18 protein-coding genes are annotated in these 22,998 nt (G+C 50.0%); 1 reads left to right on the forward strand and 17 read right to left on the reverse strand.

Annotated features, from left to right (window positions below; translation table 11 throughout):
- The 3 genes from Q0Y65_RS02400 to Q0Y65_RS02410 all read right to left on the reverse strand — a co-directional run bounded on the left by Q0Y65_RS02400 (position 1) and on the right by Q0Y65_RS02410 (position 7,520).
- The gene (locus Q0Y65_RS02400; RefSeq protein WP_297956428.1) at positions 1-5,769 is read right to left on the reverse strand and encodes a DUF4011 domain-containing protein; all 5,769 of its coding nucleotides are present in this window, start codon (positions 5,767-5,769) and stop codon (positions 1-3) included.
- Between the two features lie 202 nt (positions 5,770-5,971).
- Positions 5,972-6,841 carry a hypothetical protein gene (locus tag Q0Y65_RS02405; RefSeq protein WP_297956431.1) on the reverse strand — a complete coding sequence of 290 codons (870 nt, stop codon included), beginning with the start codon at positions 6,839-6,841 and terminating at the stop codon, positions 5,972-5,974.
- A 13-nt stretch (positions 6,842-6,854) separates the two neighbouring features.
- A complete protein-coding gene (locus Q0Y65_RS02410; RefSeq protein ID WP_297956433.1) occupies positions 6,855-7,520 on the reverse strand; it encodes a UDP-N-acetylglucosamine pyrophosphorylase in 666 nt (221 codons plus the stop codon).
- Positions 7,521-7,735: 215 nt separating this feature from the next.
- On the opposite strand from Q0Y65_RS02410, the gene Q0Y65_RS02415 reads away from it, so the two are divergent.
- Positions 7,736-8,629 (forward strand): SGNH/GDSL hydrolase family protein, encoded by an 894-nt coding sequence (locus tag Q0Y65_RS02415; RefSeq protein WP_297956436.1) that lies wholly within the window; start codon positions 7,736-7,738, stop codon positions 8,627-8,629.
- Positions 8,630-8,666: 37 nt separating this feature from the next.
- Here the strand turns inward: Q0Y65_RS02415 and hisE are convergent, their stop codons facing one another.
- The 14 genes from hisE to ispG form a co-directional block, all read right to left on the reverse strand.
- Entirely contained in the window at positions 8,667-9,005 is a 339-nt protein-coding gene (gene hisE / locus Q0Y65_RS02420; RefSeq protein ID WP_294410645.1) for a phosphoribosyl-ATP diphosphatase, read from the reverse strand.
- Complete coding sequence (hisI, locus tag Q0Y65_RS02425; RefSeq protein ID WP_297956441.1) at positions 9,005-9,355, reverse strand: phosphoribosyl-AMP cyclohydrolase; 351 nt, start codon at positions 9,353-9,355, stop codon at positions 9,005-9,007. The genes hisE and hisI overlap by 1 nt, the downstream gene beginning before the upstream one ends.
- A gap of 51 nt (positions 9,356-9,406) precedes the next feature.
- A complete protein-coding gene (hisF, locus tag Q0Y65_RS02430; RefSeq protein ID WP_297956444.1) occupies positions 9,407-10,162 on the reverse strand; it encodes an imidazole glycerol phosphate synthase subunit HisF in 756 nt (251 codons plus the stop codon).
- Positions 10,162-10,890, reverse strand: coding sequence for a 1-(5-phosphoribosyl)-5-[(5-phosphoribosylamino)methylideneamino]imidazole-4-carboxamide isomerase (hisA, locus tag Q0Y65_RS02435; protein WP_297956447.1), 729 nt, complete (start codon positions 10,888-10,890; stop codon positions 10,162-10,164). The genes hisF and hisA overlap by 1 nt, the downstream gene beginning before the upstream one ends.
- Before the next feature lie 22 nt (positions 10,891-10,912).
- Positions 10,913-11,368: a pyridoxamine 5'-phosphate oxidase family protein gene (locus tag Q0Y65_RS02440; protein ID WP_297956450.1), complete on the reverse strand. Its 456-nt coding sequence runs from the start codon at positions 11,366-11,368 to the stop codon at positions 10,913-10,915.
- 1 nt (position 11,369) lies between these two features.
- Entirely contained in the window at positions 11,370-12,068 is a 699-nt protein-coding gene (locus Q0Y65_RS02445; protein WP_297956452.1) for a tyrosine-protein phosphatase, read from the reverse strand.
- Positions 12,065-12,670, reverse strand: coding sequence for an imidazole glycerol phosphate synthase subunit HisH (gene hisH, locus Q0Y65_RS02450; RefSeq protein ID WP_297956455.1), 606 nt, complete (start codon positions 12,668-12,670; stop codon positions 12,065-12,067). The genes Q0Y65_RS02445 and hisH overlap by 4 nt, the downstream gene beginning before the upstream one ends.
- Positions 12,670-13,251, reverse strand: coding sequence for an imidazoleglycerol-phosphate dehydratase HisB (gene hisB, locus Q0Y65_RS02455; RefSeq protein WP_297956458.1), 582 nt, complete (start codon positions 13,249-13,251; stop codon positions 12,670-12,672). Before hisB ends, hisH begins: the two co-directional genes overlap by 1 nt.
- A 12-nt stretch (positions 13,252-13,263) precedes the next feature.
- Positions 13,264-14,322: a histidinol-phosphate transaminase gene (locus Q0Y65_RS02460; RefSeq protein WP_297956461.1), complete on the reverse strand. Its 1,059-nt coding sequence runs from the start codon at positions 14,320-14,322 to the stop codon at positions 13,264-13,266.
- 63 nt (positions 14,323-14,385) lie between these two features.
- Positions 14,386-15,672: a histidinol dehydrogenase gene (gene hisD / locus Q0Y65_RS02465; protein WP_297956465.1), complete on the reverse strand. Its 1,287-nt coding sequence runs from the start codon at positions 15,670-15,672 to the stop codon at positions 14,386-14,388.
- Positions 15,672-16,301 (reverse strand): ATP phosphoribosyltransferase, encoded by a 630-nt coding sequence (gene hisG / locus Q0Y65_RS02470; protein ID WP_019678602.1) that lies wholly within the window; start codon positions 16,299-16,301, stop codon positions 15,672-15,674. Before hisG ends, hisD begins: the two co-directional genes overlap by 1 nt.
- Positions 16,298-17,494: an ATP phosphoribosyltransferase regulatory subunit gene (gene hisZ, locus Q0Y65_RS02475; protein WP_297956469.1), complete on the reverse strand. Its 1,197-nt coding sequence runs from the start codon at positions 17,492-17,494 to the stop codon at positions 16,298-16,300. Before hisZ ends, hisG begins: the two co-directional genes overlap by 4 nt.
- Positions 17,495-17,569: 75 nt before the next feature.
- Entirely contained in the window at positions 17,570-21,895 is a 4,326-nt protein-coding gene (locus tag Q0Y65_RS02480; protein WP_297956472.1) for a PolC-type DNA polymerase III, read from the reverse strand.
- A gap of 45 nt (positions 21,896-21,940) precedes the next feature.
- Positions 21,941-22,990, reverse strand: coding sequence for a flavodoxin-dependent (E)-4-hydroxy-3-methylbut-2-enyl-diphosphate synthase (gene ispG, locus Q0Y65_RS02485; protein ID WP_297956475.1), 1,050 nt, complete (start codon positions 22,988-22,990; stop codon positions 21,941-21,943).
- Positions 22,991-22,998: the final 8 nt, after the last annotated feature.

Here is a 22,998-nt window from a genome sequence, read left to right on the forward strand (position 1 = left end):
TCAATTTCCTGTGTAGGAAACTCTTCCGTCCTCGGAAAAGCCTACCCAGCCGCGCTGCTTCGCAGCCTTTATACCAAGAGCAACAGAGGTCTCAAGTGTGGGAGTCACCCTTGTGAAGCCGAAGAGGTGCGCTACCTCCCGCAGCAGATCCTCACGGGCCATGGCCACCTGACGGGACATTATCTCCCTTATGCCCACTGCTATCTCCTCGGGGGCTACATCGTCTATATCACGCCTGTCATCGCCCTTGTATACTGTACGGCACTTGTCGTACTCCTCGGGAGACTGTGAAGCCAGCCATACATACTCGTTTTCTCCTGCGCTTGTGAGCTTTGCCTCAGACTTTTCAAAGGCCGTATCAAAGAGAGCCTTCATATTTGCGCCCGGACGTGATATGCCCCAGCATGAGAATGTCTTTTTGGCAAGAGTTTTCCTGTTCATGGGAGCCTCGCAGGTGAGGATATCGTTTATGCACTTTGTTATTTTTGCAGTGCTTGCCTCATTGAAGCTCTCCGATGTACCGAGAGCCTTTATCTTAAAGGACTTGAACTCGTCAAAGCTTTCAGTAAAGGAGGCGACCTCTTCCGTCTCAAATACCAGCTCCTGCTTTTTCTTTTCTTCTTCCTTCGGAGCTGCTCCCGGATCACGGTAGGCCGCGATGGCAGAATCAATCTCCGCCTTTATCTTTGCCAGCACCTTTTCCTTGTTATCCAGCCAGTCGATGATATAGACGCTCATTACGTTCCAGCCGAGACCCTTGAGCACGCTCGGCTGAGAAAGACTCCTGTCGCTTGCGGTGCCATTGTGGAAATAGGACTCGTTGCCGCAGTTTATACCCATAATATAGGTATCGGGCTTGTCGGGGTTCACAACGGCTACGTCCACCTTGTAATCCGAACAGCCTACGCTGCACTTGCAGTCGTATCCGAGCTTTTTAAGCTCAGCGGCTACAACGGTCTCGAAGCCCTCAGTGCCTGACTTTGAGCCAGCCCTTACGGGAAGAGCGCTCCTGCCCTTTGCAGCAAATTCAAGGAAGCCCTTCAGTCCTTCAACGCCGTCTGAGCGTGTGCGTGAAAGGTCGATCATATCTGGTGTGATGACAGAGAACACTATCATCTGACACTTTGAACGTGATATAGCTACATTAAGACGTCTCCAGCCGCCGTCGCGGTTGAGAGGTCCGAAGTTCATGGATACCTTGCCGTCCTTGTCGGGACCATAGCCGATAGAGAACATGATAACGTCGCGCTCATCGCCCTGAACGTTTTCAAGGTTCTTTATGAGTATGGGCTCATACATCTCGTTGGCATATTCCTCCAGCTTGGGATCCTCGCGGTATGCGTCCATGAGCAGATCGTCGATAAGGCTCTGCTGTGGCAGACTGAAGGTAACTACACCGATACTGAGCTTTCTCAGCTTTTCGTCCCTGAGTCTGCGGCATATTTCGGCTACAACAGCCTGTGCCTCAGCCTTGTTGGTACGGGTAGAGCTCTTGTCATAGTAGCCCTCAACGTGTACCCAGCTTACCTCAGATACCTGATCGTCGGGAGACGGGAAGGTGTAGAGCTTGTTATCGTAATACTTGGAGTTGCTGTACGCTATGAGACTCTCATGGCGCGAACGGTAATGCCAGAGCAGATGCTTCTGAGGCATGGACAGTGCCAGACAGTCATCAAGCACGCTTTCAAGGTCTTCCTTTTCGTAGTTCTCCTCGTCAACCTGATTGGAAGCAAAGAAGCTTGTGGGCGGAAGCTGATTGGGATCGCCCACGACTATGACGTTCTCTCCTCTTGCGATAGCTCCCACAGCTTCACAGGTAGGAAGCTGCGAGGCCTCGTCGAATATGACAAGATCGAACTTCGGATAGGACGGATCTATGTACTGAGCTACCGATATGGGACTCATGAGCATTACGGGACACATTCTGCGCAGCAGATTGGGGATGCTGTCGAAAAGCTTTCTTATGGACATCATTCTGCCGTTGGACTTGATCGCCTTTTGCAGTATGCCTATCTCAGAGCTGTTGGCAGAGCTTCCCGGAGCGGGGATCTTTGCCGAGAGCTCGGCTGCAAGCTCCTTTATGGAAAGTGTGGAGAAGCTGTCAAGCACTTCGCCGAAGCGCCTGATGGTATCCTCGAACAATGTTCCCTGGAACTTCGCCAGCTCGGGAGTACGGGAAATGGTGCTTGTGACCATGGCCTTGCTGAGGTCGCAGTCGAATGCGCCTATAAGCTGCTCTGTGGGGACCTCGCCGTTCATGTATGCCTCGGCCACATTGTCTATGCCAAGCTCTCTGAGCCTGTTGCATATGGTAACGATTCCTGTCCACTCCTTCAGCTGCGGAAGCGCGTCGATAACAGCGTCGGCCTTCATCTGTGCGTCGCTGCACCAGCTTTCCCCTGTTATGAGCTTGTCGGTATTGATGCTGAAGCTGCTGCGGAGCTGTGAAGCCACGTTTTCAAGCGCTGCATAGTCTTTGGTGATCTTTGATGTATCTCCGCTGACGCCCTTTGTAAGGCTGTCGCAGAGCTTCTGCTTTATCTCGGGGCTGAAAGTGGAGGCTGCAACTCTCTCACCAAGCTCAGATGAGCGCTGAACACAGGTCTCAACTGCGTTCCAGTCAGTATTCTCGTCAAGCTTCATGCTGCCGAAAAATCTCAGGAGCTCGGGCTGTGCGGAGCTTACCTGCTGCTTCAGAAGCCTGAAACGGCTTATCCTGTCATAGAACTGGGTTATATTGCCCTTTGTTACTGTAGAGGAGGACTTTGCGTGAGCTGAAAGCTCCTTTACCAGCTTCTTGCTTCCCATGCTCTTTCCGAGAAACCACTTTCCCTGTGCTGTCTTCCACCTTACAAGAGCGTCGGAGGCGTTATAATCAAGAACTGAGGGCTCGAATTTTGCAAGCAGCTCGTCCTTTACCTGTGCAAGCTCCTTACCTGTACCGATAAGCGCCTGTGCAGGCTCCTTGAAGCCGTTCCAGCGGCTGTCGCCTATTATCCTGGGAAGGAGCTGCTCGCCGCTTGAGGAAGCTGTGATTATCTCTGCTGCCAGCTTGCACTCCTCAAAGGTCATGTCGCTGCTGCCCGTGAACTGGGAAAGCTGCTGAGTATCGTCCTGCGCAGCGGCAAGAGCGGTTTTCAGCTCGCGAAGCTTTGTCTCCATAGCACCTCTGGTCTCTGGAGTGCATGAAGTGAGCTCGCAGACGCCGAGAGCGGTTGTGGTAACATCGCCGAATTCTCTGCCTGCCGCAACAAGAGCTTCAAGGGTTTCACGCCACATTGAGTATGAGGTGTCACTCATAGCGTCTATCTGCTCGGCGGTGAAGTTGAATTTGCCGCCAAATGCGCTGTTCTTCTCGAATCTTACGGCAGCGTCATACATTGAGCAGCCGAAATTGCGCTTTTTGTGTATCTCCTCCATGGTGCCGTTGAGTTCTTTTCTCATCTCGGCTATTTTGTCAGCCTGAGCCTTGTACTCCGCAGGCTTCTTTATCCTGCCCACGTTAAGAGTCTCCTCAAGCTGCTTCAGCACGGCACGCTTCTGGGCCTTGTTGGAATGGAGCTCGATACAGAAGGGGCCGAGACCTACCTTGTTGAGACGCTTTTCAACAACGGAAAGAGCAGCCATCTTCTCGGCAACAAAAAGCACGGATTTGCCCTGATATAGAGCACTTGCTATCATATTTGTAATGGTCTGGGACTTGCCGCTTCCCGGAGGGCCGTGGAGCACGAAGCTCTTGCCCTGTGAGGCAGCATATACCGCCGCAAGCTGCGATGAATCCGCGCTGAGGGGCACCACAAGATCGGTGGGAGCCACCTTGCTGTCAAGGTCAAGGGGGGATATGTACAGATCGTCCCCTGCCCATTCTGTCCTGCCGGAGATAAGGCTTGCTACGACCTTGTTCTTTGCAAGCTCGTCGGCACGGTTGCGGATATCGTTCCACATGATGAAGCGGTTGAAGGAGAACTGTCCTATAAACGCATAGTCCACTATATCCCATCTGGGCTGTGACATTATGCCCTGACGGACAGTATTGAATATTATCTGAAGGTTCACACCGTTCTCGTCCTCGGGAACGGGATCCAGACCCTTTATATCTATGCCGTAGGTCTGACGTATGAACTCCAGCATGGTGATATTCACCTGTGTGTCCTCGTCACGCATACGGATAACGTATGTCTTTTCCTGCACCTTGCGTATGATATCGACAGGTACCAGCACAAGAGGAGCATACCTAGGCTTGTCGCTTTTCTCCGTCTCGTACCAGCGCAGGAAGCCAAGTGCAAGGTATATGGTGTTTACGCCGTTTTCCTCGATGCTTACCTTTGCCTGTCTGTGGAGCTTCTTCATTATCTTCTCAAGCTCCGTATCCTTCATGAAGGTCCTGAGCCTGTGGTTCTTGAACTCCGACTCCGATATGGTCGATATAAGGTCACGGTCGTTCTCGGTCTCAAAAATCTTGCTGTCCGAAAGCTGAAGTGTCGTATCATTTGGCATGGGCATGACCTTGAAGTCCTCGCCCTTTGAGATCTCGTCCTCAAGCATACCGAGATCGGTGGTCATGAGCTGGACGCTCATGGCAGTGGGACGGAAATTGAGGAGACTGTTCCTGAGACTGAGGTCAAGGAGCTTCCTCTCCCACATCACCTGCTTTGTTACCTCTCTGCCCTCGCCGCCTGCTACGGTCTGGTCTGCTATCTCGTTGGGAGCGGAGGTTATCTCAGACTTTTTCCTGGTGCCGTAGTCAACAGCCTTGAAGGTTCCGTTTTCGGACACTCTTGCAGGCACGGGACGTATGCCGCTTGAACGTGTGCGGCTTATATCTATGGCAAAACAGAATGCCGAGGCGTCGTCAAGATGAGCGGCAGCGTGCTTCTCGGCGCTGTCGAAATCCGTATTTTTTCCGGCTGCGAAATCTGTACACTCAACTACGCTTATGGTATCTATACCGTGAGCAATACGCTTGGTTATGGCAGACATATCGTATTGCAGGCAGTCGGCAAAGGTCTCCTCCTCAAGCCAGCAGCCCGCAAAGGCATGACCCTGCACCATTATGAGGAGAGGGTTGAGTCCGACGGCTTCAAGGCATGAGCAGTACAGCACCGCAAGATCAAGACAGGTGCCCTGCTTGCCGTCCAGCACAGTATCGGGCATACGAATCCGCTGAGCCTCCTCAAAACTGGCAGGAGGCATCGTATAGCCTATGTTCTGCTCCTGAAGAGCTGCATATACCGCGCCCATCTGCTGCTTTACTATATTCGGGTTTTTGGTCTGATACCCTGTAAACGCAGGATCGCCGCACCATTTCTTCATGTATACGCCTGCTGCGGCAGTTATCTCCTGTACCTTAGGATGATTGGGCATAACAAAAGCAGCCGCGGTCTCGGGCATGAAGTTTATACCTGTCCACTGATCGTAGGCAAGGAGCTCTATGGTCCTGCTCTCCTGTCCTATGACCTCGTCGCCCTGAAGGGCTTCCAGAGTGACGCTGCCCACAAGCTTCTCCGTAAGGCTGAAAAGCTGCTCGGACAGCATAATGATGTTTATGGGAGATATCTCCACAGGCTGAGAGGGAGCCAGATCAAGAGGCGAAGATTCAAAGGTCTTTGCAAACTCAGGCTCAAAGCTTATCCTGAGACGGACGCTTTTCAGCTCGTCATCGGTATTATTGGTAATGACGATATTCCTGAACACCGGAACATAGTTCTGCTGCATCGCAAAATTGATCTGTGCGGTCATATTGCCGCTGAAAACAACTTTATTCTCCATACGGTCCTCCAATCTGCCATAGGCAAAGCAAATACTATTTCTATGATACCACATTTTCCGTTTTTTTACAATATTTAAAGCAAAAAAAATGAAAAAGCTTCATGGGGAGCCAGAATGACGGCATAAAAATACCGAGCCGTATTTTCAGGCTCGGTATATCACTTTTCCGTTTAGTTTTTCAGCTTAAAGCAGATATTATATATCAGCTCAGGTAAAGATTTATATGATGACCGTCGGTCTCGTTGAAATTCCTTCCGTCAGCCGTGAAGATACCGCTGAAATCGATGAATTTCTGATCGTCGGTCTTCTCCATCCACTCCTGACCCGTAAAGCTTGCGGTTATCCTGCCGTCGGGAGCGATATTGGTTATCTGTCCCTTGCTGATAAAGCTTGCTTTTTTGCCCTCCTCGGGCTCAAACTCGAATACAGCCTGAAGATCGCCGTGATCTCCTGCGTCCTCAATGGTGAACTTTATGCGGTTATCCCCCTTATCAGGCTGATATGTACCGTCGTAGCTGTTGAGGAGTATGCTCAGGTCCGCACCTGCCGATTTTTTCAGATCCACCTTATATTCATCGGAGGTCACTGTGCCGTTCTTCACGTCAAATCGGGCTGTGAATTCTATTATATGGTATGTATCGGGATGTTCCTCCCACTCAGAGCCCCTGAACTCCACCTCGATGATATCCTTGTCATCGCCGTCCTTTGCAGTACCCTCCATAAGGTAGCTTCCTGTGGGAACGCCTTTGTTCGAGGGATCCTCGTGGAACGAGAACAGCGCCTGTATATCGCCGTCGTCATCTGTGCCGAAGACCGAAAGATCGAGAGCTGTCAGTCCCTGCGTTGCCACATATGTACCCGAATATGTATTTACGAGCTCGGGATATTCCTTCTTTGCTGCGGTAGTAGCCTCAGTTGCAGCTTCCGTCGTAGTCTCCGTGGTGAGCTCAGTAGTCTCGGTGGTGGCTATCTCAGAGAGATAGTCGTCTGTATTATTGTCAGAGCAGGCAGCTGTTACGGTCAGTGCCATTGCGCAGGCAAATACGGCTGCCGCCAAAAGCTTTCTTTTCATTCTGTCCCTCCGTTCAGGCCTTAGTTACTACTACTCCGCCTGTCTTGTAGATGCTGTCGGCAGGGATAACGCCTCTAACGCAGCTTGTGGGGTAGATGTTTGAATTGCGGCCTATGACTGTTCCGGGATTGAGCACGCTGTTACAGCCGACTTCAACGAAATCTCCCAGCATTGCGCCGATCTTCTTTATGCCTGTTTCAAGCTGCTCATCGCCGTTCTTGATAACGACATTCGTCTTGTCGGACTTTACGTTTGAGGTAATGGAGCCTGCGCCCATATGAGACTTGTAGCCGAGTATGCTGTCGCCTACATAGTTGTAATGGGGAGTCTGAACGTTATCGAAAAGGATAACGTTCTTGAGCTCCACGGAATTGCCCACAACACAGTTCTCACCAACGAGAGCGCTGCCTCTTACAAACGCCCCGTGACGCACCTCCGTGCCTGCTCCGATTATGCAGGGAGCTCCCAGATAAGCCGTGGGAAATACCTTTGCTGTCTTGTGTACCCATACGTTCTCCGAGGGATTATCGTATTCGTCGGGACTGAGGGTCTTTCCCAGCTCGATGATAAAGCTGCTTATGCCCTTCAGAGCCTCCCAGGGATATGTGAACCTGCTGAGGTAGTCCTTTGCAGCTGTGTGGGTGAGATCGTAAAGATCTGCTATCTTAACATTTTCCATGTACTGTCAACTCCTGATATTTTTTATATAGCAAATATTATTATACCCTTACTTCGTCATATTGTCAAGAATCATTCTGTATTTTTTGTTACATCTGCTGTATCTCTTTACTTTTATGGCAGGATGTGGTAAAATATATAGCGGCAGTCAGACGGCAGACAAGAAAGCAGTCTGTCATTTATCTGTATCCCGCCATTGCCACAGGAAGTGTTTATATGAAAGACAAGCTTTTCGGACTGATACGGAAGAGCCATTTGCTGCTATGGGCTGTGTTCGTATCGGGACTTACAATTTTTTCCCTGACCTCGTCTCCGAAAAAGAATATACCGAGAAGAGCAGATACAGTCCTCATGTATGCTGTAAGCTCCGCCTCGGACGCTATTTCCGACGAGATGTGCCGTTATATCTTTACGACGACAACCACCACCGTTACAACTACGACTACTACAACAGTTTCACTATCTCCTTATGCTGTATGTGCTCCTACGACATATACGGGCGATTCCCCCAACAGCAGCTTCTATCAGGACCGTCTCACCATTGCCGGCGACTCCCTTGCTCTGGGACTCAATGTGTACGGCTTTATACCCGATATCCATAATATCGCAGGCGAATCCGTGTCCATATGGAACCTCGATTACTTTACCTTCGATGTCGGAGGCGGAGAGATGGGCATGATAGACGCCGTCAGCTACGTTCACCCTCAGCTGCTGTATATCTCCATAGGCATGAACGATGTGAATATGAACTATCCCGACTCCTATGTTGAGCGATACCGTCAGGTCTTAGACGAGATCATCAGACGTATGCCCGAGATCAATATCGTGGTGGCTGCAATTACACCTGTATGCTCCTTCTGTGACGTTGTAAGAAACGACATTATCCGCGATTACAATGCAGCCCTCAAAAAAATGGTGGAGGACATGGATTCGGAACAGGTCGTATTCTTTGACGTCTATTCGGTTGTATGTGACGAGCATCTCGATCTGCGCGAGGAGTTTTCCTCGGGAGACGGTATGCACCTTTATATCCCTTGCTACAAGGAAATACTCAACGCCCTCTTTGATTTTCTCGACACTACAGACTTCAGGGAAAGGCTGGGAGGATAAAAAGACCGCCTGAGAAATACATCTCAGGCGGTTTTTATCATGTATTCTTGTCTACCTCGTGGAATTTCTTGAGGTTGCCGATCTTTTCGTTTCTCTCGTCAAGAACTCTCTCGACCTCCGACCAGTCAAGACCCTGATTTGCACAGAGCACCATAACGTGATAGAGAAGATCGTTGATCTCGTTCATGAGCTCGTCGTTGTCGCCGTTCTTGGCAGCTATAACAGTCTCGGTAGCTTCCTCGCCTACCTTCTTGCAGATCTTGTCCACGCCCTTCTCAAAAAGGTAGCAGGTGTAGGAGTTCTCGGCAGCAGTACCATTCTCGAACTGCTTCTTCCTCTCCTTTATAACTTCAAATATTTCCTGATAAACTGTCATTATTCTTTCTCCTCCGTGTTATATAATTCGTTGAAAAAGCAGCTGTAGCTTCCTGTATGACAGGCAACTCCCGTCTGCTCAACATTTACCAGCAGTGTATCGTTGTCGCAGTCTCCGTATATAGAGACCACCTTCTGTAAATGTCCCGATGTGGCGCCCTTGTTCCAGTACTCCTGACGGGAACGGCTCCAGAACCATGTATAGCCTGTTTCAAGAGTCTTTTTCAGGCTCTCCTTGTTCATATACGCAAGCATAAGAACTGTTTTTGTGTTGACCTCATAGCATATCGCAGGGATAAGCTCGCCCTTGACAAAGAATTTGTCGAGGTCATTCATGTCTATTTTTATCATATTTACTCCTTTTTTAACAAGCGGTCGATCATGCGCTTATGATACAGCACATCAGCGGACTATAACGCCCTTGCCGCGGCAGTAATCCTTTACCTCACCAACAGTGAGCTCCTTGAAATGGAACAGCGACGCAGCAAGAGCCGCAGTAGCACCTGTTTTCTCGAAGACCTCATAGAAATCGTTTATCTTGCCCGCACCGCCGCTGGCGATAACAGGTATGGAGCAGTTGTCGCATACAGCCTTCAGCATAGGAATATCGAAGCCCTCCTTGGTGCCGTCGGCGTCTATGGAGTTAAGGCATATCTCACCTGCTCCCAGCTTTTCGATAGTGTGAACCCAGTCAATAAGGTCGATACCCATGTCCTTTCGTCCGCCGTTTATATAGACAGTCCACTTGTTTTCGGCTATCTTCTTGGCGTCAATGCCTACGCAGATACACTGGCTGCCGAAAATATCGGCTCCGTCCTTTATTAGCTGCGGGTTCTGTACGGCCTGTGAGTTTACAGATACCTTGTCCGCACCTGCTCTCAGCGCTTCACGGATATCGTCAACGGTCTTGATACCGCCGCCTACCGTAAGAGGAACGAATACCTTCTTTGCTGTATCGCGCACTACATCGAGGAATACTCCGCGCCCCTCGAATGAGGCTGTTATATCATAGAATACGATCTCGTCCGCGCCCTGCTTGTTGTACTCCTCCGCACACTCTACAGGATCGCCTACGTCGCGTACTCCCTCAAAATTTACTCCCTTTACCACCTTGCCGTTTCTTACGTCAAGGCAAGGGATTATTCTCTTTGCAAGCATTATTTCACCTCCGCATACTCAATGGCCTCTCTAAGGTCAAGAGTTCCCTTATATATGGACTTGCCGCAGATAGTGCCGTAAAGTCCCATTTCCTTGCAGGCGATTATATCCTCCATAGTGTGGACTCCTCCGCTGGCAACTATATCTGCTCTGCCCTCAGTTGCGTCTGCAAGCTTTTTGAGCTGCTCACGGTTCACTCCCGAAAGAGTGCCGTCCTTGGAGATATCCGTGAATATGAAATATCTCACGCCCGACTCTATCATCCTGTTTGCAAGGTCGATGTAGTGTACATCGGAGCTTTCAAGCCAGCCCTCTGTAGCAACCATTTCATTCATGGCGTCTATCCCTACAACTATCTTCTCGCTGCCGAACTTCTCGACGGCGTCGCAGACGAGCTTAGGATCTTTAAGGGCTGCCGAACCGAGGATAACCCTTGTGATACCCATATCGAGATACTCCTGTATAGTCTGTATACTGCGGATACCGCCGCCAAGCTCAACTTTCAGGTGCGTCTTTTCGGCGACATCGGTGTATATCTTCGTATTGACAGGTCTGCCCTCCTTTGCGCCGTCAAGGTCAACCATGTGTATCCACTGAGCTCCTGCCGCCTCAAAGCCTTTAGCAGTCTCAAGATAGTCCGAGGCCACCTTTTCAACGGTGGAAAAGTCTCCCTTGAAAAGTCGGACGCAGTTTCCGTCCTTAATATCTATTGCGGGGAAAATTATCATAAAAAATCTCCTTTAATAAAGTCTATATACCTGTGTATCTCTCGCAGCTGTATTTCTCTGCCGTTATATCAAATGTTTCCATATACGGGATACCGTCACTGTATATCCAGCGCTCTATGAACGTCGGTCTCACTATAAACAGACGTTCATTCTTCAATGATGTAAATGCGTCAAATGAGCCGCGGAAGCACTGTCGGAATACTTCCGTAAAATCAGCATTATCCAGAGGATGTCCCAGCTCCTCGCACTGACCCTCTATCTGGATATTATCTATACACAGGGCAACATTGCTGTTGGATATAAGCTGGCCATACTTTCTCAGTTCTCTGTCCGTCTGGAAGTAAAAAGCTCCGTTTATCTGAACAACGCTCATCATACGCGATGATACTCTGTCATTTTCCGAGGTGGAAAGCACCATTTTCCTGCCCTTTCCGAACTCCGAAAAGAACAACTTCAACCTGTCCGAAAACTGCATCATATCATCTGCCTTCCACAAGCTTGTTTCTGATCATGTCAGTATACTCCGCAGGGAGCCCTATGGCTTCAAAATAGCCTTCCACAGTGCCGAAACGCTGTGTGAACAGGTCAATGAATCCCTTCATGCTCTTTTCGTTTGCGAGAACGATATTCCTGTCTACCTCGGGATGAGCCGCCAGAAAAGCCGCAAGTCTCTCCTTGTTGTATTCCCGGCTTACCACATAGTCGCTGACTATGCTCTCTTTTTCAGCTTCACAGGCCATAAGTATTATCGCCGAAACTACGCCTGTTCTGTCCTTGCCTGCGGTGCAGTGGAAAAGTACTCCGCCATCAGCTTCCGCTATGACCTTCATGACCTTTGGCATATTCTCACCCATAGCGATAGTCATGTAGGAGCGCGGAACTGCTTCAAGGCTGTCGGGAGGTTCGCTTCCCTCGGTTATTGGAAAATGATGATAGTCAAAACCGTCAATGTCAGCCGTTCCGTCGGGAGCCTTCTTTACCTCGGCTTCCGTCCGCATATCTATGATGGTAGTCATTCGGCTGCTGAGCAGCTTTTCTACGTCCTCCGCCGACGGAGTTCCGAGAGTATCGCTGCGCCAGAACACGCCGTACCGTGTAATACCGCCGTTAACAGTCTCTATTCCGCCAAGCTCTCTTGTATTGCGAGAGCATGAAAGCAGACTGACATATTCGCTCACTTGATAAGTCCTCCGAAGCTGCGAAGTATCTTCAGTCCTGTTTCGCCGCTCTTTTCGGGGTGGAACTGAGCTCCGTAAACGTATTTCCCGTCGTAGACAAGAGCGGGAACTCTGCCGCCGTACTCAACGTAAGCAGCGATATCCTTATCCTCGCAGTGAGCCTTGTATGAATGAACGAAATATACATACTCGTTATCGCCTACTTTTTCAAGAAGCGGACAGTCATTGAGCTTTTCCAGCTTGTTCCAGCCCATATGGGGGATTATCAGCTCGGGCTCCTCCATTTTGCGGACGCTTCCGCCGATAAGTCCCAGGCCGTCGCATTCCTCGAACTCATAGCCCTTGTCGAATATGAGCTGCATACCAAGGCATATTCCGAGGAAAGGCTTTCTTGCAGCCTCCTCCTTTATAGTATCAACGAGGCCTGTCGCCTCAAGCTTTCTCATTGCCGCAGGGAACGCGCCTACTCCGGGAAGTATCACAGCGTCCGCAGCCTTTACCGACTCCTTGTCGCTTACAAGTCGGCTATCGAGACCAAGATAGTCAAGAGCGTTCTTCACGCTGAAGATGTTGCCTGCGCCGTAGTCGATTATAGCTATCATCAGAGAACTCCTTTCGTAGAAAGAGTCGAACCGTCCGAATTCTCGGTGACCGCTGTTTTCAGCGCGTGAGCTACTGCCTTATACACAGCCTCGGCCTTGTGGTGGTCGTTGCTGCCGTAGAGCAGATTAATGTGCAGGGTCATGCCGGAATTAAATGCAAATGCACGGAAAAACTCCTCTGTCATGCAGAGATCGTATTCACCGCAGCTCTGGTTTGTAAACTCGCAGTTGAATACCAGAAAGGGACGGTTGCTCAGGTCAAGGCTTGCCATGGCGAGAGACTCGTCCATGGGGATATAGGCTGTTCCGTAGCGGACGATTCCCGATTTTGCGCCGAGAGCCTGTCCAAGAGCCTGTCCGAGAGCTATTCCCGTATCCTCTATGGTGTGGTGGCAGTCAACGTGCAGGTCGCCGCTGACCTTTATATCCATGCTGATGCCGCTGTGCACAGACAGAGCTGTCAGCATATGATCGAAAAAGCCGATACCCGTGTCGATATTCGCCTTGCCCTTGCCGTCAAGGGCAACGGATATCTTTATCTGTGTTTCTCTGGTATTGCGCTCGATTGTTCCTGTACGCATAATTACCTCCCTTTATCTGCTGAAAAATTTATCAAGAATTTCAATTACCCGTTTATTCTCCGCATCAGTGCCCGAGGTTATCCTGATGGCGCCTCTGAACTTCCTGATAGCCACAGAGTTTTCAAGCATGAATCTGTATATCTCCTCAGCTCTGTCAGTCATGATGAACACGAAATTTGTACAGGGCTCCATTATCTTGTCAAAGCAGCTGTACTTCTCGTTTACTGCAAGAATATCACTGTAAAGCTTCTTTGTATTGGCAACGATAGTGTCGCAGCACTCCTTCAGGTAGTCCTTTTCGCTGAGTATATCCGAAACGATGGTCTGCGCCACTGTATCATTGTTATACGGAGACTTTGCTGCACGGATAGCATTTGTTATGATCCTGTTTGCAACTGCAAAGCCAAATCTTACAGCTGCAAGACCTATGGCCTTTGAGCAGGTCTTTAATATAATGAGGTTGTCATAGTTATCGACCTCGTCAAGCAGTGACTGATCCCAGAAATCCATATAAGCTTCGTCAAGAATAATAAGACAGTCGCCGAGAGACTCTATGATCTTTCTTACAGAAGCCCTGTTAAGTCCCAGAGATGTGGGATTGCAGGGGTTTGAGAAGATGAGTCCCTTTGCACCCTTATCCTTGCAGAAGGTAATGAGCTTGTCCGGATCTATGCTGAGGTCTGCTTCCTTCTGATAGGTCTCTACATTGACCTCACAGAGCTGAGCGTAGAACTCATACATTGAGAAGTCGTAGGATACGTTAACAATAGTATCCCCTGCCTCAAAGAAGCTGCCCTCGATTATGCTGATAAGCTCGTCGGAGCCGTTTCCCGCGCTGATAAGCTCCTCGGGAATATTATAAAGCTCCGAAAAAGCCTTTATGGGGGCTTTAGCAAGGCAGTCGGGATAGCGGTTGAAGTCTATCTGCGAAATGCTCTTTGCTATCTTCTCCTTTAAGCTGTCAGACAGATTGAAACAGCTCTCGTTTGCGTCAAGTCTTATGTCATAGTGTCCTGTTATAGGATCATAAGGCACTAAGTCTGCAAGCTTTTTATTAAGTTTGTAACTCATATTATATCCTTTCCGATAAACGCCTATAGGGCAGCTGTTTTTCAAGCCGCCCCATTGCGTGATTCAGTCTTCAAATCTTACCTTTATTGCATTTGCGTGAGCTGTAAGTCCCTCGCGCTCTGCAATAAGAACGATATCGTCCTTGGCTGCCCTGAGAGCCTCCTCGGTGTAGTATGTGTAAGCAGTACGCTTTGTGAAGCTTGCTACGCCCAGAGGCGAGAAGAAACGGGCTGTACCGCTTGTGGGAAGAACGTGATTAGGTCCTGCATAGTAGTCGCCCAGAGGCTCGGAAGCGTAGTGACCGAGGAAGATAGATCCCGCATTGTCAAGGCTTCCCAGAAGCTCGAAGGGATTCTCCATAAGGACTTCAAGGTGCTCGGGAGCTATCTCGTTTGCTAGCTCCACGCACTTCTCACGGCTGTCGGCAATGATTATAGCGCCGTAATCCTCCAGCGACTTCTCGATTATGCTCTTTCGCGAGAGATATTCCTTCTGACGGTCTATTTCCTTTATGGTAGCGTCAGCAAGCTTTTCGCTGGTAGTTACCATGATAGCGGAAGCAAGCACGTCGTGCTCTGCCTGCGACATGAGATCGGCAGCTGCGAACTTCGGATCTGCGGTATCATCAGCGATAACAAGTATCTCACTTGGGCCTGCGATCATGTCTATATCAACAACTCCGTAAAGGAGCTTCTTGGCTGTAGCTACATAGATGTTTCCGGGGCCTACTATCTTGTCGCACTTGGGTATCTCCTCTGTGCCGTATGCAAGAGCTGCAATAGCCTGCGCACCGCCCGAGAGGAATACTCTGTCAACTCCGCAGATAGCAGCCGCAACAAGGATATCCTTGTTGGGTGAACCGTCCTTCAGGGGAGGAGTTACCATGATTATCTCCTCAACGCCTGCGATCTTTGCAGGGATAGCGTTCATAAGCACGCTTGAAGGATAAGCAGCTGTGCCGCCGGGTACATAGAGACCTACCCTGTGCAGTCCGCGGACGCGCTGACCCATTATTACGCCGTTCTTCTTGGGAGAGATAAAGCTCTGCTCCACCTGTCTCTGGTGGAAGTCCGCGATATTCTCCTGAGCGTTCAGGAGAGCGTCAACAAACTCCTGGTCTGCCTCCGTGAGGGCGTCATTGATGACCTCGCGGGGCACCTCGTAATACTGTGGCAGATTGCCGTCAAATTTGAGTGTATATCCCTTTACGGCCTCGTCGCCGTTATTCTTTACATTTTCTATTATCTCCGATACGACCTCTGTGACCTTCTTGTTGGTCTCGCCGCTTCTCTTTTTCAGATCGTTGAGGAAAGCGACCTCGTCGGTACCGTTAGCAAATATTTTCTTCATCAAAGATTCTCCTCTATAAGTGTGATAAGTCGGTCTATTTCAGCGTGTCTCATTTTAAGACTTACTGTATTTGCGATAAGTCTTGCGGAGATGGGAGCCACGTCCTCGATGACTTCGAGTCCGTTTTCTTTAAGGGTAGTGCCTGTCTCAACGATATCAACGATACCGTCAGCCAGTTCAAGGAGGGGGGCAAGCTCCACAGAGCCCTCTATCTTGATTATCTCAGTGTCCATGCCCTTCTTCTCAAAGAAGCTCCTTGCAACATTGGGGTACTTGGTAGCAATGGTCTTTATACCGTAGCCGCTGTAGAAATCGTAGCCCTTCTTGGTGGCGAGAGCAAATTTGCACTTTCCGAAGCCCAGATCAACAAGCTCATAGAACTTGCCCTTCATCTCCATGATAGTGTCCTTGCCCACAACGCCCATATCGCATACGCCGTGTTCAACGTAAGTGATAACATCGTTTGCCTTTGCAAGTACGACTTCAAGGTTTGCATCAGGCACGGGAAGTATGAGCTTCCTGCCCTTTTCGCGTACAGCTGTGCAGTCAAAGCCCAGCTTTTCAAGGAGACCTACTGTGTCCTTTTCAAGTCTGCCCTTGGTAAGAGCCATTCTGATAGGCTTGTTCATATAGTGACCTCCTTGCTTTCTCCGTCGATAACAACGACCTTTGGTATCTTTCTTTCCATTGCGTATGCACGGACGCTCTCAAGGTCGTCAAAGAGAGCGTTCTCTACTATGAGCCCCTGGTCGCGGAGCTCCCCTGCTGCCTTCAGAGCAGCGACCTCGCAGCCCTCCTCGGCATACACGATAACATCGGGTCTGGGCTCGGCAGGAAGCACGTCGCTCTTTTCGATGAGCTTTGCCACTGCGTTGATATTTACGGCAAAGCCGATAGCGGGAACGTCATAGCCGAATTCCGATATGAGCCTGTCATAGCGGCCGCCGGAGAGTACCTCCTCGCCATGTCCCTGTAAATAGCCCTTTATGATAAGGCCGGTATAGTAATCGGTCTTGTTTACAAGTCCCAGATCAACGGTGATGGAACCGTCGCCGCCGCAGAGCTCGGAAGCGTCTGCGTATACCTCCCTCAACTCGTCGAGGATATGCTTGATATTCTCATCAGGCATAAGCTCCTCGGCCTTCTCGAATACCTCCTCGCCTCCGAAGAGTGCAGGAAGCTTTTTGAGAGCTGTGGTAACGGGGGAATTTCCGAAGCTGTCCAGCATATCGTTGAGAGCAGGGAAATTCTTGTTCTCGATGAGCTTCCTTATGGACTCCTTGTCCTTGTCGGAGGCCTCCAGCTTGCCTACAAGCTCCTTGAATATGCCTATATGTCCCAGCTCGAGGGAGAATTCCATACCGAAGCTGCTGAGCGAATCAACTGCTGTTGATATTACTTCAAGATCAGCCATTTTCAGCTGTGAGCCTATAAGCTCGATACCTGTCTGTACCACTTCATCGCTTCTGCCCTTCAGTGAGGGCTCGGTGGTGTATACCGCCTGAGCATAGCAGAGCTTCAGCGGAAGCTCTGCGTCCCTGAGCCTTGTTGCAACTATTCTTGCGATGGGCATGGTATTATCGGGGCGCATTACAAGCAGTCTTCCCTTGCTGTCTGTGAGCTTATACAGGTTCTCCTGCGGGAAATAGCGTGAATTCAGATTGAATACATCGTAGAACTCCAGTCCCGGAGTAATAGTCTCGCTGTAGCCCCTGCTTCTGAAAAGTCCCATGAGGGAATTCTCAATATTTCGTCTTATGATACACTCGCCGAAAAGAAGATCCTTTGTCCCCTCGGGAGTGATAAGGTCGTAATTCTTCATATTTACCTCCTCTGTATCATCACTTTAGCCTGCTAACATGATACTATGATAGCATATTACTAAAAGAAAGTCAAGTTAAAAGAAGGACATCTGTGTGGATTCGGGCAAATCACCAAATGCACCTATGGTTTTCAACATATCTATTGTTGTTTTTGACGCTCCGCTCTCCTGCTGGAACTCCTCAACGGACATGAATCCGCCCTTCTGAACAGCCTCATATATGCCCTTTGCAGCGTTATCTCCAACGCCGCTCATAGCCGAGAAGGGTATCCTCAGCTTGCCGTCCTCAACAAGATAATCGGTGGCATGAGACTTGAAAAGATCAATGGGCAGGAACTCATAGCCTCTGGACATCATCTCGTTTGTGATGAGCAGTATATCGTAAAGCGCACTTTCCTTATTTGATTTTTCGTTTCCGAGAGCCTTTATCTCCTCGATCTTCGCCCTTACGGCGCCTATGCCCTTAACTGCCAGCTCCGCATCGAAGTCCTCGCCTCTTACGGAGAAGTATGTTGCATAGTATTCAAGAGGCATATGCAGCTTGAACCAGCCCAGCTTTATGGCCGCGATAACGTAAGCAGCCGCGTGAGCCTTGGGGAACATATACTTGATCTTCAGACAGCTCTCGATGTACCACTCGGGTACGTTATGATCCCGAAGCATCTGGATTATCTCAGGGGTGAACTGCTTGGGCGCCTTGCCCTTACGGGTCCACTCCATGATCTGGAAGGCCATCTTCGGCTCAACACCTTTATAAAGGAGATAGGTCATGATGGAGTCACGGGTTCCTATAACGTCGGAAATGGTACATACGCCGTTATCGATAAGGTCCTTTGCGTTGCCCAGCCATACGTCGGTACCGTGCGAGAGTCCCGATATCTGAAGAAAGTCGCTGAACTTTGTGGGCTTTGCGTCCAGAAGCATCTGTATGGTAAAGCCCGTACCCATTTCGGGTATACCCAGACTTCCCGTCTTGCAATAGATATCCTCGGGAGTTACCCCCAGAACATCGCAGTTGGTACACATACGGATAACATCTGGGTCGGAAGTAGGAACGTCCTTTATCTTTATTCCCGTGAGATCCTCAAGATGCTTGTAAAGCGTAGGAACAACGTGTCCCAGCTCGTCAAGCTTGAGGATAGTATCATGAAGGGAATTGAATGTGAAGTGGGTGGTTATGATCTCGGAATCAGCAGTATCCGCAGGGTGCTGAACGGGGGTGAAGTCATAAACGTCATAATCAGAGGGTACGACCACCATTCCTCCGGGGTGCTGTCCCGTCGTCCTCTTGATGCCGGTACAGCCGATAGCAAGTCGGCTGAGCTCAGCATTATTGAGGGTAATGCCGTTCTCCTCGCAGTATTTCTTTACATAGCCGTATGCCGTCTTTTCAGCCACAACAGATATGGTTCCGGCCTTGAAAACGTTGGATTTTCCGAAGAGCTTCTCCGTATAGCGATGAGCCCAGAACTGGTACTCATCGGAGAAGTTCAGGTCGATATCAGGAGCCTTGTCGCCGTCGAAGCCAAGGAAGGTCTCGAAGGGGATATCGTGTCCGTCGCGGTTCATGTCCTTTCCGCAGTCGGGACACTTTTTCGGCGGCAGATCGAAGCCCGAGCCGTAAACGCCGTCCAGCAGGAACTCGCTGTGCTTGCAGTTGGGGCATACATAGTGGGGCGGAAGCGGATTTACCTCGGATATTCCCGCCATTGATGCAACAAATGAGGAGCCTACCGATCCTCGCGAGCCTACAAGGTAGCCGTTCTCCACGGAGTTCCATACCAGCTTCTGCGCTATGATGTACAGCACGGAGAAACCGTGCTTGATGATAGACGAAAGCTCGCGGTCAAGGCGCTTGTCAACCAGCTCGGGAAGCGGATCGCCGTATATCTCATGAGCCTTGTCATGAGTGATCTTTACAAGCTCCTCCTCTGCTCCCTCGATAGTGGGAGTGAAGGTGCCCTTGGGTATGGGACGTACTACCTCTATCTGATCCGCTATCATATTCGTATTGGTGATAACGACTTCCTTTGCCTTATCGGGACCAAGATACTCGAATTCCGCCATCATCTCCTCGGTTGTGCGGAAATACAGCGGAGCCTGCTCCTCGGCGTCCTTGAAGCCCATGCTGGCAAGTATGATCTTGCGGTATATAGCGTCCTTGGGATCCATGAAATGAACGTCGCAGGTAGCACAGGTAGGTATGCCAAGCCTGTCGCCCATACCCACGATGTAGCGGTTGAAGTCCCTCAGCTCATCATCGTCTCTTGCTACGCCGTCCCTAACCATGAATCCGTTATTGCCTATGGGCTGTATCTCAAGATAATCATAGAATTCAGCCAGCTCGTCGATGTAGTCCTGATCGCGTATATCCAGCATGGCCTGGAATACCTCGCCCGCCTCACAGGCACTTCCGTAGATAAGTCCTTCCCTGTGCTCGATGAGCTTTGACTTGGGGATAAGGGGCTTTTTGTAGAAGTATTCAAGGTTGCTGAGCGATACCAGCCTGTAAAGGTTTTTAAGTCCTGCCTGATTGCGGACAAGTATTATAAAGTGGTAGCTTTTCAGCTTCTTTTTCTCGATCTCGTCAACGAGAGTGTTAAGCTGCTGTACGGAAGAAAAGTTCCTCTCGGTCTTTAGCCTGCCTATGAGCTCTATGTATATCTTTGCCAGCATAAGAGCGTCGTCGGAGGCTCTGTGATGGTCAAACTTGCCGAGCTTCAGCTGCTTTGCCACAAGGTTCAGCTTGTGACGTCCCATTTCGGGCAGCATGGACTGGCACATGACAAGGGTATCCACCCATGTATACTCAAATGCGATATCCTGCCTTTTGCAGACCTGATTTATCATATTTGTATCGTATCGTGCGTTATGAGCTACGAGAACAGGCTTGTCTCCGCAGAACTCCATGAACATACGGAGAGCCTCTGCTTCATCGGGAGCGTTTGCCACATCGGCATCGCTTATGCCTGTAAGCTCGGTTATCCTCTCGGGAATGTGGAATCCCGGGTTCACCTTGGTATTGAAGCTGTCCACCACCTGAAGGTTCTTCAGCTTCACCGCACCTATCTCGGTGAGCCTGTCGTTGCGGAAGCTGAGGCCTGTGGTCTCAACATCGAATATGATTATCTCGTCGTCAAAGCTGCGGTCATCGCTGCCGTAGACCACCATATCACGCTGTATATCGTTGACAACATAGGCCTCCATGCCGTATATGACCTTGAAGTTCTTGGGCATATTGTACATACAGTCGGGGAAGGCCTGCACATTTCCGTGGTCGGTTATGGCCATGGCCTGATGTCCCCACTCCGCAGCCCTGTTTATGAGCTTTACGGGGTCTGTGACAGCGTCCATTGCTGACATATTGGTATGGCAGTGGAGCTCCACACGCTTTTCGGGATAGTTGTCCGTCTTGGGTATGCGCTTCACCTTGATAAGAGAATTTGCCGATATAACTATATCCCTTGCATAGGAGTCATAATCCAGCTTTCCCGAGACAAGGAGAGTTGCGCCGCTCTTAACGGAGCCCAGCTTCATCTCCTCCACCTCTTCGTTCTTGGCAAATATCTTTATCTTCAGCGAGCCGCTGTAGTCCGTAACATCATAGGTGACCACGGTCTTTTCGTTGCGTACCTCCTTCAGCTCGGAGGCAAACACATCGCCTACCACTACCACCTTTTCGCCAAGCCGCTGTACGGCCTCGCATATGGGTGTGGGCTTTTCGCGGATAGCTCTGCCCTTGATTATCTCGGCAGACTCCGCATCGAATTCCTTGTCCAGAGCGCCTATATCAATAGTGGCAGTAGGTATGACGGACTTCATCTCCTCTGCCTTTCTCTCCTCGGCAGACTTCTCGGGTGCCAGCTGATCGCTGTAGTCGGGGAGATCGGCTTCGATACGCTCTATCATTTCGTCGAATTCCTCGCGGCTGACAGAGCTCTCACCGTCAAGGACGACTTTTATCCTTATGCCGAACTGATTGTATATCATCTGGGAGAAATTGCGGCAGAATGCGAACTTGTCAAGTATATCCCTTCCGCCGTGGACTATCCTTATGTTGAGCTCTCCGTCGCTGAGTTTTACCTCAGCGTCGTCGAGGAAACCGTTCACAACAGGGATATCACGCTTCAGGAGCTTTACCAGCTCGGCGTAGCAGTCCATGCCGAATCTCCCGGAGGGGTATCTGGGAGCAAGCCTCACCTGCTCCACCTTTACAGCTGTTTCCACAGCCTTTTCAAATGCAAATATATCGTCGCTGGGAACTATACTGTCAAAATGAGCATGGAAGCGTATACTGTCAAGCTTCTCGGTATAGGTCAGCTTGAATATCTCGCCCTCAAGCAGGCTCTCAGGCAGCTCTGAGGTATATTCCTTCAGAAATTCGGATATCTTTATCTGCATTTGCAAAACTCCCCGTTAAAAATAATCGAGAATTCTCTCAATAAATTAAAGATTCTCTATCTCAGCAAGAAGCTCTGGGAGGATATCCTCCTCCTTTATCTTCCTGTGAGTACCGTCCTTTTTGAATATAACAGCACAGCCGTCGCCGCCTGCAATGCCCACATCGGCTTCGCGAGCCTCTCCGGGACCGTTGACTATACAGCCCATTACCGCAACCGTTATATCCTTGTCCATGTCCTTTACTGCTTCTTCCACCATTTTTGCGGCCTTTACAAGATCTATCCTCGTTCTGCCGCAGGTGGGACATGAAACTATCCTTACTCCGCCGCGCTTTCCTATGCTTTTGAGTATATCCTTTGCGGCCGCGATCTCCCTTATGGGATCATCGGTAAGGGAAACTCTTATGGTCTCGCCAATACCGTCGCAGAGCAGTGAGCCTATTCCCACAGCAGACTTGATAAGTCCCATTCTCTCCGTCCCCGCCTCAGTAACGCCAAGGTGGAGAGGATAGCTGCACTTTTCCGCAGCAAGTCTGTATGAGGCTATCATTCTGTTTACGTCAGATGACTTTATGGAGATAACGATATCATTGAAGTCGAAATGCTCCAGCATTGCCGCATGGTTAAGGGCGCTCTCCACAAGAGCCTCGGGAGTGGGCGAGCCGTACTTCGCAAGGAGCTCCTTTTCAAGCGAGCCCGAGTTTACGCCGATGCGTATGGGAAGGTTCCTTGCACGGCAGGCCTCCACAACGGCCTTTACCCTGTCCATACCGCCGATATTACCGGGGTTTATGCGTATCTTGTCAACTCCTGCCGCGGCAGCTTCGATGGCAAGCTTGTAATCAAAGTGTATATCCGCCACCAGCGGTATATTTACGGCCTCCTTGATAGCCGGGATCAGCCTTACCGCGTCCATATCGGGGATAGCAGCGCGTATTATCTCGCAGCCCGCTTTTTCAAGCTCCACCGCCTGCTTTACGCTGCCCTCGATATCGTCCGAGCGCTTATTTAGCATTGACTGTATGTATATATGCTTTCCGTCGAGGACGCAGTCCCCGACCTTTACAGGTCTGACATTTCTCATAGTATCCTCCATCAGTTGTT

Origin of the sequence: uncultured Ruminococcus sp. (genome assembly GCF_947301925.1) — a bacterium.
Classification (GTDB): domain Bacteria; phylum Bacillota; class Clostridia; order Oscillospirales; family Ruminococcaceae; genus Ruminococcus.

What these genes read in the sequence shown, in the direction of transcription:
- Q0Y65_RS02405 (WP_297956431.1), bottom strand. Translation starts at nt 6,841, where the DNA reads ATGAAAAGAAAGCTTTTGGCGGCAGCCGTATTTGCCTGCGCAATGGCA.
- Q0Y65_RS02410 (WP_297956433.1), bottom strand. Translation starts at nt 7,520, where the DNA reads ATGGAAAATGTTAAGATAGCAGATCTTTACGATCTCACCCACACAGCT.
- Q0Y65_RS02480 (WP_297956472.1), bottom strand. Translation starts at nt 21,895, where the DNA reads ATGCAGATAAAGATATCCGAATTTCTGAAGGAATATACCTCAGAGCTG.
- Q0Y65_RS02415 (WP_297956436.1), top strand. Translation starts at nt 7,736, where the DNA reads ATGAAAGACAAGCTTTTCGGACTGATACGGAAGAGCCATTTGCTGCTA.
- Q0Y65_RS02440 (WP_297956450.1), bottom strand. Translation starts at nt 11,368, where the DNA reads ATGATGCAGTTTTCGGACAGGTTGAAGTTGTTCTTTTCGGAGTTCGGA.
- Q0Y65_RS02400 (WP_297956428.1), bottom strand. Translation starts at nt 5,769, where the DNA reads ATGGAGAATAAAGTTGTTTTCAGCGGCAATATGACCGCACAGATCAAT.
- hisD (WP_297956465.1), bottom strand. Translation starts at nt 15,672, where the DNA reads ATGAAGAAAATATTTGCTAACGGTACCGACGAGGTCGCTTTCCTCAAC.
- hisA (WP_297956447.1), bottom strand. Translation starts at nt 10,890, where the DNA reads ATGATAATTTTCCCCGCAATAGATATTAAGGACGGAAACTGCGTCCGA.
- hisI (WP_297956441.1), bottom strand. Translation starts at nt 9,355, where the DNA reads ATGATAAAAATAGACATGAATGACCTCGACAAATTCTTTGTCAAGGGC.
- Q0Y65_RS02460 (WP_297956461.1), bottom strand. Translation starts at nt 14,322, where the DNA reads ATGAGTTACAAACTTAATAAAAAGCTTGCAGACTTAGTGCCTTATGAT.
- hisG (WP_019678602.1), bottom strand. Translation starts at nt 16,301, where the DNA reads ATGAACAAGCCTATCAGAATGGCTCTTACCAAGGGCAGACTTGAAAAG.
- hisF (WP_297956444.1), bottom strand. Translation starts at nt 10,162, where the DNA reads ATGCTTGCAAAGAGAATAATCCCTTGCCTTGACGTAAGAAACGGCAAG.
- hisH (WP_297956455.1), bottom strand. Translation starts at nt 12,670, where the DNA reads ATGATAGCTATAATCGACTACGGCGCAGGCAACATCTTCAGCGTGAAG.
- hisZ (WP_297956469.1), bottom strand. Translation starts at nt 17,494, where the DNA reads ATGAAGAATTACGACCTTATCACTCCCGAGGGGACAAAGGATCTTCTT.
- hisB (WP_297956458.1), bottom strand. Translation starts at nt 13,251, where the DNA reads ATGCGTACAGGAACAATCGAGCGCAATACCAGAGAAACACAGATAAAG.
- hisE (WP_294410645.1), bottom strand. Translation starts at nt 9,005, where the DNA reads ATGACAGTTTATCAGGAAATATTTGAAGTTATAAAGGAGAGGAAGAAG.
- ispG (WP_297956475.1), bottom strand. Translation starts at nt 22,990, where the DNA reads ATGGAGGATACTATGAGAAATGTCAGACCTGTAAAGGTCGGGGACTGC.